At 53.7% G+C, this 13,975-nt stretch carries 11 protein-coding genes; all 11 read right to left on the bottom strand.

Features of this window, described 5'->3' with window-relative positions; all coding sequences use genetic code 11:
* Window positions 1-18: 18 nt before the first annotated feature.
* Window positions 19-567: a helix-turn-helix domain-containing protein gene (locus FJ695_RS09640; protein WP_141185244.1), complete on the bottom strand. Its 549-nt coding sequence runs from the start codon at window positions 565-567 to the stop codon at window positions 19-21.
* Between the two features lie 124 nt (window positions 568-691).
* Window positions 692-1,849 (bottom strand): acetate/propionate family kinase, encoded by a 1,158-nt coding sequence (locus FJ695_RS09635; protein ID WP_141185243.1) that lies wholly within the window; start codon window positions 1,847-1,849, stop codon window positions 692-694.
* Window positions 1,850-1,870: 21 nt separating this feature from the next.
* On the bottom strand, window positions 1,871-3,640 hold the full coding sequence (xsc, locus tag FJ695_RS09630; protein ID WP_141185242.1) for a sulfoacetaldehyde acetyltransferase: 1,770 nt from the start codon (window positions 3,638-3,640) through the stop codon (window positions 1,871-1,873).
* Window positions 3,641-3,777: 137 nt separating this feature from the next.
* On the bottom strand, window positions 3,778-5,256 hold the full coding sequence (locus tag FJ695_RS09625) for a PLP-dependent aminotransferase family protein (RefSeq protein ID WP_141185241.1): 1,479 nt from the start codon (window positions 5,254-5,256) through the stop codon (window positions 3,778-3,780).
* Between the two features lie 102 nt (window positions 5,257-5,358).
* Window positions 5,359-5,841 carry a hypothetical protein gene (locus tag FJ695_RS09620; protein ID WP_141185240.1) on the bottom strand — a complete coding sequence of 161 codons (483 nt, stop codon included), beginning with the start codon at window positions 5,839-5,841 and terminating at the stop codon, window positions 5,359-5,361.
* A 135-nt stretch (window positions 5,842-5,976) separates the two neighbouring features.
* Window positions 5,977-9,081 (bottom strand): S8 family serine peptidase, encoded by a 3,105-nt coding sequence (locus FJ695_RS09615; RefSeq protein WP_141185239.1) that lies wholly within the window; start codon window positions 9,079-9,081, stop codon window positions 5,977-5,979.
* A 391-nt stretch (window positions 9,082-9,472) separates the two neighbouring features.
* Window positions 9,473-10,693, bottom strand: coding sequence for an NADH:ubiquinone reductase (Na(+)-transporting) subunit F (nqrF, locus tag FJ695_RS09610; protein ID WP_141185238.1), 1,221 nt, complete (start codon window positions 10,691-10,693; stop codon window positions 9,473-9,475).
* Window positions 10,694-10,705: 12 nt separating this feature from the next.
* Window positions 10,706-11,314 (bottom strand): NADH:ubiquinone reductase (Na(+)-transporting) subunit E, encoded by a 609-nt coding sequence (nqrE, locus tag FJ695_RS09605; RefSeq protein ID WP_141185237.1) that lies wholly within the window; start codon window positions 11,312-11,314, stop codon window positions 10,706-10,708.
* Window positions 11,314-11,967, bottom strand: a complete 654-nt coding sequence (locus FJ695_RS09600) for an NADH:ubiquinone reductase (Na(+)-transporting) subunit D (RefSeq protein ID WP_141185236.1) — start codon at window positions 11,965-11,967, stop codon at window positions 11,314-11,316. The genes nqrE and FJ695_RS09600 overlap by 1 nt, the downstream gene beginning before the upstream one ends.
* Window positions 11,967-12,782, bottom strand: a complete 816-nt coding sequence (locus FJ695_RS09595) for a Na(+)-translocating NADH-quinone reductase subunit C (protein WP_141185235.1) — start codon at window positions 12,780-12,782, stop codon at window positions 11,967-11,969. Before FJ695_RS09595 ends, FJ695_RS09600 begins: the two co-directional genes overlap by 1 nt.
* A complete protein-coding gene (locus FJ695_RS09590; RefSeq protein ID WP_141185234.1) occupies window positions 12,775-13,974 on the bottom strand; it encodes an NADH:ubiquinone reductase (Na(+)-transporting) subunit B in 1,200 nt (399 codons plus the stop codon). The genes FJ695_RS09595 and FJ695_RS09590 overlap by 8 nt, the downstream gene beginning before the upstream one ends.
* Between the last annotated feature and the right edge of the window lies 1 nt (window position 13,975).

The following is a 13,975-nucleotide window of genomic DNA, read 5'->3' as shown; positions in this document are numbered from 1 at the left end:
CTCCGGTTGAGTCAGGGATTAATAAACAGGAGGTGAAATGATCCAGACTGCGACAGCTGGTTCATCATAAGGATTTGCCCAGCGATACTTGTCTCCCCGGATCCGAAAGGAGTCGCCTTGGCGGATGAGAAATGGCTCATCTTCGAGCCAGATTTTCAGTTTTCCGGACACCAGAAAGGCCAGTTCCTGGGTCGGTCTGTTGATTGCATCTTCCCGTTCTGAGCCTGGAAGAAATGTTGAGTGGATGACTTCAAAACTGTCTGTGAGATCGGGCGAGAGAAGTTCCTCGACCAGCCCCGGCACCCTCTCGCCAATCATGCGCCGATCAGACGACCGGACAATTATTCCATTTTCCCGAGCGTCCGGACCTTCCCTGCCGTCCAGGAGCGATGGAGCAACGTCAAACACATCGGCAAGGCGATCGATATCCTCGCTCGACAGTTTTGAGATGCCGCGCTCGATCTGGCTGAGCCATCCAACCGATTTGCCGAGACGTTCTGCAAGTTCGGTCAGAGTAATGCCTTTTGTTTTTCGAAGTGCGCGTAAATCCGCGCCCAGATCAGCCATACCAATTCCGGCTCCGTGAAATTTATTCAAAAAATTTCACACAAAAAATGAAAAAAGAAAAGAAATTTTCACGACATCTGTTGTCGAAAAACGACATTTCTGATGAGAGCAACCGGAATTCAGCCTAGTCGTACTGCTTCAGCAGCCTTTGCGTTTCCGCCGCTATTGTTTTTTCTTCTTCGGCTTCAACGATCCAAATCGGGATTGAAGAACCGACGGCATCGATCCGAAACGCATTGTTTTCATTGGCTTTCGTGTCAAAACCGGTATCGAGCCAAGTCAACCCTGAAAGAATTTTATGCCGGACCAGCGCATCATTCTCACCGATCCCCCCGGCAAACGCGATTCCATCCAGACCACCCATCGCGGCAATCATCGATCCCGCATGACGGACCGCCCAATAACAAAAGTGATCGATGGCGAACTGTGCAGCATCAGTTCCGGATGCATGCAAGGCCCTCATGTCCGAAATACCACCGAGACCAAGAAGTCCGCTTTTCCGGTTCAAAATCTGAGATGTCTCGTCGACCCCGAATTGCTCGGCCAAACGCAAGACCAAATTGCCGTCGATGCCGCCGCACCGTGTCCCCATGGTAAGGCCTTCTAGCGGCGAGTAGCCCATGGTCGTTGCGACCGATTGGCCAGATTTAATGGCGCAAAGACTGGCACCGTTGCCCAGGTGGAGCGCAAGCAGCCGATCCGGCACACCGTCTGGAGCGCGATCGGCCAATGTGTTCACTAGCCCTTGATAGGAAATGCCGTGAAACCCGTACCGCCGGAAGTTTTTCATCTCCGGACTGTCCGGTAGTGCGTAACGCTGGGCCACTTCCGGATTGGTGGCATGGAAAGCAGTATCGAAACACGCGACCTGCAACAAATCTGGCGCCAAGTCACTAAGCGCCTCAATCGCTGCCAGATTGTGAGGATTGTGCAAGGGAGCTAGATCACTGCAGCGCTGGATTTCCTTGATAACCGCCGCATCCACGCCGATGGAGGCTTGGAGTGACGCCCCCCCATGCACAACGCGATGACCTACTCCCGCCAGATCCGTGACATCGATGCCCGTTTTGTGAACCACCTCCAGAATTGCGCTAAGCGCAGCAGAGTGGTTCGGCAAAGAAGCTGACGTTTCCTCGCTGCTCTTACCTTTGGAAGTAATCTTCAGAACCGAAGCGCCACCGATCTCGGTAGCACTGCCGGACAGAATTTGTTCGAGGTGTCCGTCAAAAACAGCGAACTTGACGGACGACGACCCGGAATTGAGAACCAATATGCCGCCCATCAAGCAATCACCTTAGTATATTTACTGCGCGCACATATCAGCCGGGTCAATCCCGGCGACCACGACCGGTTTCTTCATAGCATCGCGGCGGAAGGGCTCACCAAGTTCCTGGTTGATCAGAACTTCGACAAGGGTGGTTTTGCCGTTTTCCATCTGATCTTTGACCGCGGCATCAAGCTTTTCGGTCAACTCGTCCATGGTTCGGGCGACTTCCCCCTGAAGACCGCACGCTTTTGCAATCGCCGCGTAGCTGACATTGTCATCAAGTTCCGTCCCGACGAAATTGTCGTCGTACCAGAGCGTCGAGTTCCGTTTTTCAGCACCCCATTGATAATTTCGGAAAACTACCATTGTGATCGCCGGCCATTCGCTACGGCCGATGGCGGTGAGCTCGGTAACCGCGATCCCAAATGCGCCATCCCCGGCAAACCCAACAACCGGGGTGTCCGGACAACCGATCTTGGCGCCTACAATCGCAGGAAGACCGTAACCGCACGGCCCAAAAAGACCCGGTGCAAGATATTTCCGCCCGGCTTCAAAGCTCGGATAGGCATTGCCGATCGCGCAGTTGTTGCCAATATCGGAGCTGATGATCGCTTCGCGCGGAAGAGCTGCCTGGATCGCCCGCCAAGCTTTGCGCGGGCTGAGCCAGTCCGGCTTCGCAGCCCGTGCACGCTCATTCCAAGAAGTCCCTGGATCATCGTCCTCATGATCCATGGACGACAATTGCTGGGCCCAGCGTGATTTTGTCTGTCCAATCTCGTGCTTCCGCTCCTCGCGGCCGCTGTTCCCAGCATCTGGAGCAAGCTTTGCGAGCAAGGATTGCGCAACTTTCTTGGCATCACCGACAATTCCGACGCTCACGGGTTTGGTCAGGCCGATCCGGTCCGGGTTGATGTCGATCTGGATAATCTTCGCGTCTTTCGGCCAGTAATCCATGCCGTATCCCGGCAATGTTGAGAATGGATTGAGCCGTGTGCCAAGCGCCAAAACCACATCCGCTTTGGCAATCAGCTCCATCCCCGCTTTGGATCCATTGTAACCGAGAGGCCCTGCAAACAACCGGTGCGATCCCGGAAACGCATCATTGTGCTGATAACCGCAGCAGACCGGCGCATCGAGCCGTTCGGCGAGCGCAATGCTGTCTTCAATAGCATCCGCCAGAACCACACCGGCCCCATTGAGGATCACCGGATTCTTGGCACTGCTCAAAAGATCTGCCGCTTCCTGGATAGCCGCATCTCCTCCGGAGGGGCGCTCAAAATCAACGATGGCCGGCAGATCGATATCGATCACTTGCGTCCAGAAATCACGCGGCATGTTGATCTGTGCCGGCGCACTGGCACGTTTGGCTTGAAGGATAACCCGGTTAAGAACTTCCGCGACACGCGATGGATCCCGCACTTCTTCCTGGTAGGCGACCATGTCTTTGAACAAGGCCATTTGCTCCACTTCCTGGAAACCTCCCTGCCCCAAAGTTTTGTTGGCAGCTTGCGGTGTGACCAGAAGCAATGGCGTATGATTCCAGTAGGCGGTTTTAACAGCGGTGACGAAGTTCGTAATGCCTGGGCCGTTTTGGGCAATCATCATGCTGAGTTTGCCGGTTGCACGGGTGTAACCGTCAGCCATCATTCCGCCCGAGCCTTCATGAGCACAATCCCAGAAGGTGATGCCCGCTTTCGGAAACAGGTCAGAAATTGGCATAAAGGCGGATCCAATGATCCCGAAGGCATGCTCAATCCCGTGTCTTTGCAAGACCTTTACGAAAGCTTCCTCTGTTGTCATTTTCATTTGAAACGCACTCCCTCGCCTTGACCCAACGGCTGGCTGATATGAACTTGAAGTGATTTCATGCCGCGCTTCGAGCGCCGGTCTTAGGGCCAGTTTCAGGGGCTTGGTATAGCCAGTTTAGGCGCCTGATGCGAAGCTTACCTCATAGCCTCTGCAATCCGGCCAATTCCTTCGGGGATCCGTGCTGAAGGAATCGAGGAGTATGCCAACCGATAATAGCAATGATTGTCATCAGAGCGGTCAAAAAAGGCTCGGCCTTGATCGATCACGACGCCGCTTCGGCGAAGTGTTATGGCCAGTTCGCTGGTGTTGACCCGCTCTGGCGCCCGCATCCAAAAACTCGATCCACCATGATTGCCGCCGCTGGCGATTTGAAGACCGTAATCCCGGATAGCTTTATCCATGACGGACCGTCTGCGGCGATAGGCCTGCCCCATCCGGTTGACCATCGCATCATGGTAGCCGAGCGACAGAAAGTAAGCTGTTGTCCGCTGGATATGACCGGGTGGGTGCCGTAGCACCAGCGCCCTTAGCGCCCGTGCTTCACGGATCAGTGGTTTCGCGGCAACGATGTACCCCAGCCGCAATCCTGGAAACAATGATTTGGAAAATGACCCGACATAAACAACGGTCCCGGCCCGATCGAGAGACTTCAGCGCTGGCGTTGGCGCTTTTTGAAAAGCCATTTCGAACTCGTAGTCGTCTTCCACGATCACAAAGCCGTCTTCGACTGAACGGGAAAGCAAGGCGCGGCGGCGGTCCAAAGGCATCGTGGTGTTGGTCGGACACTGATGGCTCGCCGTGGTGAACACCACCTGCGTATCTTTCGGAATATTATCTGGCGGCAGGCCATTCTCGTCGACATTCACCTGATCGATTTGGCAGCTGGTTTGATCCAGAATATCGCGTAGTCCAGGATAACACGGGTTCTCGATCGCAGCGACTCGGCCATTGTTCAGCAACACCTGCGCGCACAGCCAAAGCGCGTTTTGAGCTCCCATCGTAATCAGGATTTCATCCTGCTGTGCGGAGATCCCCCGCCGAGGAAGAATATTGCGGACAATATATTCGATCAGCTTGGGATCATCCTGTTCATATGGATCAGCCGTCATGCTTTCGAAATTTTTCCGCCCTAACGCTTCAAGCGCACAACGCCGCCAATTGTCGTGATCAAACAGGCGCGCATCCGGCTGTCCATATATGAAGGGAAACGGATACTCACGCCAGTCCGAGGGGCGCACCAGGCTCGAGCGGTAGGAGAAGCGGGTGGTGATCATTCCCTGCCAACTGACTGCCTCTTGCTGCTCCTTGTCCGCTACATTGATCATGGGCGGCGGCGGGGCGCTATCGGACACGAAATATCCAGAGCGCCCCCGAGAGGTCAGGTAATCATTTGCGACCAATTCCGCATAAGCCAGTGTTACCGTAATTCGGCTCACGCCCAGCCAACTGGCCAACTTCCGGCTAGACGGCATCCGTTCATTTGGCAAGAACCGGCCAGACAAAACCCCCTGGCTGACAAGATGCTGGATTTGTTGCTGAAGGGTACCTTCGAATTTCGGATCTAAGTGGAATTGCTCTGGTTTGATCGCCACTTCTGGACCTATCATAGACATCAACTGGTCTGATCAGTTGACACCAGGCGTCCTAGGCGTTTCAAGCTTTTTTTGCTCCAATATCCTTCCAGAGCCGCCCCAACTTTTAATCAGCGCCGCGGCTTAGAACACCTGCTCGACGGTTTCAGTGCCGGAAAGACGGTTTAAAAGCCGAACATAAACATGGTCCGGCCTGGTATTTCCAATGGCGATAGAACCAGAATATTTGAGTGTTTTAACTGATTGAGCACAGAGACCAGGTTGATGAAGAATTTCAACGTTGAAAATGATACTTGAACTTCTCCCCTTGTCCGATTTCTTTTCAAAATGGCTCACCCGGCCATTTTTGTAACAATGGTTGGGCACCAATACCGAGAAACGATAATTTAGCTTCCCGCCTGAAAAACGAACAGAATACTTGTTGTTTTTCATGTTCACTTGCTGTGAATCGATCACCCTTTCTGGCATCATTTTGTTCACTTGGCCTGCGATGTTTGTAATCTCACCGCGGCTTAATCCCATTTTTGAGTAATCCATTCCAAACGCAATCCCGGCGCTACCAATAGCCCAAAACAAACATCCAACGAAACACGGCATCCGGATCATAAAATCGGCCCTTCTTGTCGTGCTGAACAGCCTGCATGCCATCAAGAAACGCAAAGTTGCTGACGCAGATGGAAAAAGGGGCAAATTGTTGCCCCTTCCACCAACATCAGCTCCGGTCTGCAGCTCAGATTCACTCTACATCCCCGCAAACGGATCTAGAACCTCAGTTGCGGCAAGTACTTGCACTCCGGCATCATCTGCGAGACGTGCCCCGGACAGAGCGCTTGTTCCGGTGACCGTCACCAGCAACTGATAGTCGCCGGTATAAAAGCCGCCGTAGGAATCGGCTTCTATGTAAACCCGTCCTGAGCTTGTCGCAGTAACATTTAGCAGCGAGTCAAGACCGGTGCCGCCGTCATCGTTCGACAACAACACGCTTGTGCCGGTGGAATCATAGATCCGGAGAAGAGGATCCGACAGTTCATTGGATCCAACACCAGCAAGCGAGACTTGATAGGATGTTCCGGCGACGATATCCCAGGCAAACCAGTCTTCATCTCCTACAAAGCCCAAGTCGCTTTGCATAGCGGAGTTGAGCGTGACCGTTTGGGTCGTCGAGGTATCATCAGGGATATCTGCACCGCCAACGGACGTTTGCACCACGGTCAGCTGATAATCTCCGCTGTAATAGTTTCCGTAGGCTTCAGCTGAGATATAGACCGTGCCGGTCGTGGTTGGCGAATAGATGAGTTGCGAGTTCAAGCCAGTCCCGCCGTCATCGTTCCGGGCCAGTTCTGTACCTGCGGCTGTCACCACACGAACCAATGGATCGGACAACGCACTTGATCCAGTTCCTTCCAGATCAATCTGGTAAGAGCTACCGGCCGTTACATCAAGCCGGAACCAATCGGTGTCACCGGCAGATTCAAGCGTGCTGGTATTGACGCTTGTCGTCCCTGTGATGACCGAAGTCGTCGATGAATCTCCAGGAATATCCTGTGTCGACTGTCCCGTTTGGCTGACACTCAGTGAATAAGTCCCAAGATCCGTGTTCCGGAAAGATCCCGCCGAGATGTAGTAAGTTCCGGTGGTGCTTGGCGTGTACTGCAACAAGGATTCCAGCCCAGTACCACCGTCGTCATTGTAATCGACCAGCTGACCGGAAGAGTTGTAGAGGCGAACATATGGGTCGGCAATCGTACCGGCACCTGATGGCGCCCCTTTCAAATCAATCTGGTAGATACCACCAGCGGTGAGCTGGATTTGGTACCAGTCCCGGTCCACCGCAAAATCAAGCGTGCCGGTGACCGTGCTGCCAGCTGTTATCGTCGCAGTCGTTGATGTATCGCCTGCAATGTCGGTGCTGCCGCCAGTAGAAGATGTTCTGACTACGTAAGAGCCAGTCGCGCTCCCGTATGCGGCCACATCCAGATAATACGTCCCTGAGCTCGTAGGCGTATATTCCAGCCGTGACTCGTACCCGGTGCCACCATCGTCATTATAAGTAATGACATTCCCAAGACTGTCACGAAGTGTCAGCGTCGGGTCGGAGAGCGTTCCAGCGGACGACGGCGAACCCAGGATATCAATTGTATAGGTTTGCCCCGCTGTCAGAGACGCCCGAATCCAGTCCGAGTCTCCTGAGAAGTCGATGCTGGATCCGAGGTCTGTGCCAATTGTCACAGCGGCCGTTGTTGAGGTGTCATTCGGGATTGTGTCGGTCGGATTGGGTGTTGGGGTCGTCCCGCCTCCGAGCGATAATATGGCTTCACCCAAAGCTAAAACATCAACACGTTGATAGTTCGTGTTGGTTGCAGCAAGGCTGTTATCTTCATCGTCGCCGTCGAAGACGGTTACACCCGTTTGCAGCAGGAGGCTTTCAAATTCGGCCGGTGACAAGGACCGTCCGATCGTTTGGTTCGCAAGCTGCTGCGCCAGCGCGGCAATACCGGCAATATGCGGAGCGGCCATACTGGTTCCTTGGAGCTGAACCGTTCCGCCGCCTGGCGCTGCCCCGGTGATAAGTGCGCCCGGCGCCATCACTGATGGAATATCATCGCTGCGCTGGGAGAAGTTCGTAATCCTGTCGGCAGCCGTTGTGTTGTCCAGACCGACTTTCCCGAAATCACCCGACCAAACCGCACCAACGGCAATCGAGTTCGGATCGGCCGACAGGTTGGAGGTACCTTCGGTTTGGAACTGAGCATAGTCGTTCCCGGCCGCCACAATTGTAATCACACCGAGGTTGGTCAGCGCTGCCAACTCGTCATCCAAGCCGTAGGGGTTTGCAGCTTCGGTGTTGCGGTTGGTCGTCGCACCGAGCGACATATTCACCGCAGTGATGTTATAGGCCGAAGCGTTGCGAACCACCCACTGCAGGGCTTTCTCAACGTCCCCGAAGCTACCGCCACCGTTGTTTCCTAGGCCTTGCAGCGCAATGATGTTCGCATTGGGAGCCATCCCCGTATAGCCGGAGGCGGAACTTGCAACGATGGACGCGACATGCGACCCGTGGCCGTCAACATCATTGACCGTCCCATCGCCATCCTGGGAAAAGTCTTGATGATAGACAATCCTATCTGAGACGCCATCTCCGTTGGTGTCAGGACCGAAAGCAGAATGGTCGAGGTCGATACCTGTGTCGATTACCACGACTGTCTGGCCGGTTCCATCAATCCCGGCAAACCGTGAATCTGATCTAAACGCGGTCAGATTGATCTGATCCGAGCTTTGGGCTGTCATCCCTTCGAGTTCAGTGGGCTCATACGCCAGTTCAATCGTTGTAGTGCCGACTTTTTCGTCACTATCACCATAATTGATACCGGAATCCGGATCGGTCTTTGCACCGTCATCAACTCCGGTCGAACTGATGAAATAGGCAGCGCCTTCATTCACTCCGTTAAGCTGATTAATAAGGATATCAATCTCAGCCTGGTTGGAAGAATACACATGACTGTTCAAAGCCGGGACGTATATCCGAACAACTGATAGGTCATACCCAGTTGCCCCTCCTTCGGTCGCGCTGACATACCAGGCTGCTGTGTCTTGGATGACAAATCCCTGCGTTTGGACGATCTCTATTTCAGCAGCGTTTGACGTGAACAAATACCGGCCAGTATCAGCATTATAGAGGCGCATGACCGGAGTTGTGCCAGCTATTTGTGACGTAAGCGCCTGAAAGGCGACTCCTTCATTTAGCCAAGTTGGATTTGCAGCGGCGATTTCTGCTCTCGCCGTATCCCCCACCGCAAAATAGTGAGACCCGGTTGCGGGATTAAAAAACCTAAAAACATCAGCCATATTGCCCTCCCATTGACAATGTCCGGACACTTTGGGATTTACTTGACGCAGATGATTTCGCGGACTCCGCGCAAATCAACACGCGACTAGATATGAAATTATGAATATATTAAAGTTTAACTGGCTTTGATCTACGTCAAATTATGATGCCAAGCGCTAAACTTAACATACTTGACGCAGGGTAACCAAGATGCACCGGCCGCCGCCACATACCATTGGTTTAATTTGACCTAGAATGATCTTTCTACGCGTAGCCAGGAACCATTCTGGTGAGTACTATTTGCCCCGATTGATCAACCGGCCAAATGTTCAGCATCTGAAACAAAAGAGGGTCAGCCATGAGCCAACCCTCTCCAGATTTTTGATCGCCATTGATTGAGCGAGAGATGTGTTATCCGCCGAAGTCGTCCAGCATGATGTCTTCGCGGTCAACGCCAAGTTCAAGCAGCATATTGATGACGGACTGGTTCATGATGGGTGGTCCGCACATGTAGAATTCGCAGTCTTCTGGAGCAGGGTGATCTCTCAGATACTCGTGATAGAGCACATTGTGAATGAACCCGGTGTAGCCTTCCCACTCGTCTTCCGGCAGTGCGTCGGACAAAGCCACATGCCACTCAAAGTTCTCGTTCTCGGCGGCAAGACTGTCAAAGTCCTCAACGAAAAACATTTCGCGTTTGGAGCGGGCGCCATACCAGAAGCTGATCTTGCGTTTGGAGTGAAGCCGCTTGAGCTGGTCAAAGATGTGGCTGCGCATCGGCGCCATGCCGGCACCTCCACCGATGAAGACCATTTCCTTTTCGGTATCGCGCGCAAAGAACTCGCCAAAGGGACCGGAAATCGTGACCTTATCACCGGGCTTCAGATTGAAGATGTAGCTGGACATCTTGCCCGGAGGAATGCCCGCAGAGCCCGGAGGCGGTGACGCTACGCGGACATTGAGCATGATCATGCCTTTTTCTTCCGGATAGTTGGCCATGGAATAGGCCCTCTCAACCGGTTCATCGACATTGGATTCATATTGCCAGAGGTTGAAGCGGTCCCAGTCTTCCCGGTACTCTTCTTCAACGTCAAATTCGGTGTATTTCAGGTGATGCTCCGGGGCCTCAATCTGAATGTATCCACCTGCACGGAAGTTGACATCTTCGCCTTCCGGCAATTCAAGAACAAGAGCCTTGATGAACGTCGCAACGTTCTCATTGGAACGAACCGTACATTCCCACTTTTTGACGCCGAAGACCTCTTCAGGAACCTCGATCTCCATGTCCTGTTTGACAGCAACCTGGCAGGACAAGCGGTCGCCGCAGGCCGCTTCACGCTTGGTGATATGGCTTTCCTCGGTCGGCAAAATAGACCCGCCGCCGGAATGAACCTTCACCCGGCACTGGGCACATGTGCCGCCACCGCCGCAAGCAGAGGGAACAAACAACTTTTGTTCGGCCAGAGTTTGCAGCAGCTTGCCGCCGGCCGGAACAGAGATCGTCTTCTCACCGTTGATGGAGATGTTGACGTTGCCGGTCGACACGAGCTTTGAGCGCGCTGCAAGAATGATCGTGACAAGTGCCAGCACGATCAGGGTAAAGAGCAGTATGCCTAGTCCTAATGTGGCCACAAGGCTCTCCCGTTACAGTTTGACGCCGCTGAAGGACATGAAGGCCAGCGCCATCAGACCTGCGGTGATAAAGGTGATGCCCAGACCCTGAAGGCCTTCCGGAATGTCGGAGTACTTCAACTTCTCGCGTACGCCGGCCATGGCTGTGATCGCCAACGCCCAACCAAAGCCTGAGGACAAGCCGTAGGTAACGGCTTCCGGGAAGTTGTAGTCCCGCTCCACCATGAAAAGTGAGCCGCCAAGAATGGCGCAATTCACGGTGATCAGAGGCAGAAACACGCCGAGCGCGTTGTAAAGCGGAGGGAAATACTTATCGAGCACCATTTCCAGAATCTGAACCAGGGCTGCAATCACTCCGATATAAGAGATCAATCCCAAGAAGGTCAGATCGACATCGCTAAATCCAGCCCAAGCCAATGCACCCGGGGCCAGGAGATAGGTCAGAATGAGATTGTTGGCCGGAACGGTGATCGCCTGAACGACCATGACCGAAATGCCAAGACCAAGCGCCGTTGAGATCTTCTTCGACACGGCGATGAACGTACACATGCCAAGGAAAAACGACAGTGCGAGATTCTCGACAAAGATGGCCTTAACGGCAAGGGAAATCAGCTGTTCCATCAGTGCGCATCCACCACTTGGATCTTGTACTCAGGTTCTTCGACCTGCTCCGGTTTCCAGGACCGGAACGCCCAGATCAGCAAACCGATGATGAAGAATGCCGAAGGCGGCAGCAGCAGCATGCCATTCGGGACATACCAACCGCCATTGTTCACGGTTTCCAGAATGGTCACACCGAAGAGGCTGCCGGAGCCGAACAATTCGCGGATGACGCCAACCAGCATCAGGATCAAGCCGTAGCCGAGCCCGTTGCCGATCCCGTCGATAAAGGAGTCGAGCGGCGGGTTTTTCATCGCAAACGCTTCAGCGCGGCCCATCACGATACAGTTGGTAATGATCAGGCCAACAAAAACCGAAAGCGTTTTAGAGATTTCGAAGAGGTAAGCCTTGAGCACCTGGTCCACCAGGATCACCAGCGATGCGATAATGACCATCTGAACGATAATCCGGATCGCACCCGGAATATGGTTTCTCAAAATCGAGATGAACATCGACGAGAAAGCCGTCACGAATGTCACCGCGACCGTCATCACAAAGGCAACTTGCAAGGACGAAGTCACCGCAAGGGCAGAACAAATCCCAAGAACCTGAAGAGTGATCGGATTGTTGTCGACCAGCGGGTCGATCAACATGCTTCTTCTGGTCTGCGCCATCAGATCTCTCCTGCTTTAAGGTTTTCAAGGAACGGTGCAAACCCAGCCTCACCCATCCAGAAACGGACAAGGTTGTCGACACCGACTGTTGTCAGCGTTGCACCGGCTAAGGCATCGACATGAAAGTCCTCGCCTTGTGCAGGTGCGGTCTTAGCCACGGTGATGAGCAGTTCGCCGCTGTCATCCGCCAACTTCTTGCCCTTCCAAAGTGATTTCCAGCGCGGATTGTCCACTTCAGCACCAAGGCCCGGTGTTTCGCCGTGACTGTAGAACTGCAGGCCATAGATGTCGTTGCCATTCGCCTCAAGCGAGATAAAGCCGTACAGCGTTGACCAAAGGCCATAGCCGTGGATCGGCAAAACCACTTTGTCGAGGCTGCCGTCGTCCTTGCGGAGCAGATAGACCGTCACATACTTGGACTTGCGGCCGATCGATGCGGGATCATTGGTCAACGCCACTGACAAGGCAGGATCGGAGGCCGCTGCCCGGTCATCGAACGTTGCAGCATCAAACTGATCGGTAAACTTGCCTGTTTCCAGTTCCAGCACCTGCGGCTCAAAAACCGAGAAAGCCTCAACAACATCGGCCTGCGGGTCGTAAAGACCAGCAACCTGCAGAATGTTGATCTGCTTGTCTTTCAGTTTGTTCACTTCTTGCAGCGGGCGCAGCGAAACCGCCGCAGCCGACACGATCATGGACGCGACCAGACAGACCGAAACGGCGACGAAAATCGTCTTCGGAATGGAGTCCGTCGGTAGGTCTAGAAAGCGCCGCAGGAAGCCTTTGTTTTCGTTGTGTCCGCTGTCTTCAGGCATTTCGCTTCGCCCTGCGTTTGATGTTTGCTTGCACCACGAAATAATCGATAAGTGGTGCGAAAACATTACCGAACAGAATTGCCAGCATCATTCCTTCCGGGAAAGCCGGATTGATGACCCGGATCATCACTACCATAACCCCGATCAAGGCACCGTAGATGTACCGTCCGAGATTGGTGTGAGAGGCCGACACTGGTTCGGTGACCATAAAGACCAAGCCAAATGCAAAGCCACCGACCACGAGGTGCCAGTACCACGGCATAGCAAACATCGGATTGCTGTCTGAGCCAATGATGTTGAGCAAAGTGGAGAAGGCCATCATTCCGGCCATACAGCCAACGATTAGGCGCCAGTTTGCGATTTTGGTGATCAGCAGGAAGGCCAAACCGATCAAACAGGCCAAGGTTGAGGTTTCACCAATACTGCCTTGAATCGTGCCAAGGAAAGACGTCGTCCAGCTCATGCCATTGGCTGCCAGCTGTTGATAGCCTTCGGAGGCGGAGACAGAAAGAGCCGTCGCCCCGGAAAAACCATCAACAGGCGTCCAAATCGTATCGCCGGACATTTGCGCTGGATAGGCAAAATACAGGAACGCCCGCCCGACCAGCGCCGGATTGAGAAAGTTCTTGCCAGTTCCGCCGAACACTTCCTTGCCGATCACAACACCGAAGGAAATCCCAAGCGCGACCTGCCACAAAGGTGCCGAAGCCGGAAGGATCAAGGAATACAGCATCGATGTGACGAGAAAACCCTCGTTCACCTCGTGGCCACGAACGGTCGCAAAGAGAACTTCCCAGATACCGCCAACGACCAGAGTCGTCAGATAGATCGGTAGGAAGTACATCAGGCCGTGCATGAAGTTAGCGAACGGATTGGCCGGATTGAAGCCGATGCCAAGCGCCTCAATTATCCAAGCCCGCCAGCCGGACGGCTCTGTGCCCGTCAGCGCCAAGTTGACTTGAAAGCCGACATTATACAGCCCGAACAAAATACATGGGAACGTTGCGATGACCACGTAGGTCATGATCCGTTTCATGTCGACATAAGACCGCGCATGCGGCGCGGCTGTCGTCACTGTTTTCGGTGTGTAGACCAAGCTTTCCACCATCTCGTAGATGGGGAAGAACTTCTCGTATTTGCCGCCCTTGACGAAATAAGGCTCGATGCGGTCGAAGAAGTTGCGCAGACCCAAG

Source organism: Labrenzia sp. PHM005, from assembly GCF_006517275.1.
In the GTDB taxonomy this organism is placed as follows: domain Bacteria; phylum Pseudomonadota; class Alphaproteobacteria; order Rhizobiales; family Stappiaceae; genus Roseibium.
Note: the sequence above shows the minus strand (reverse complement) of the source record. Positions and strands in the feature narration are given on the sequence as shown.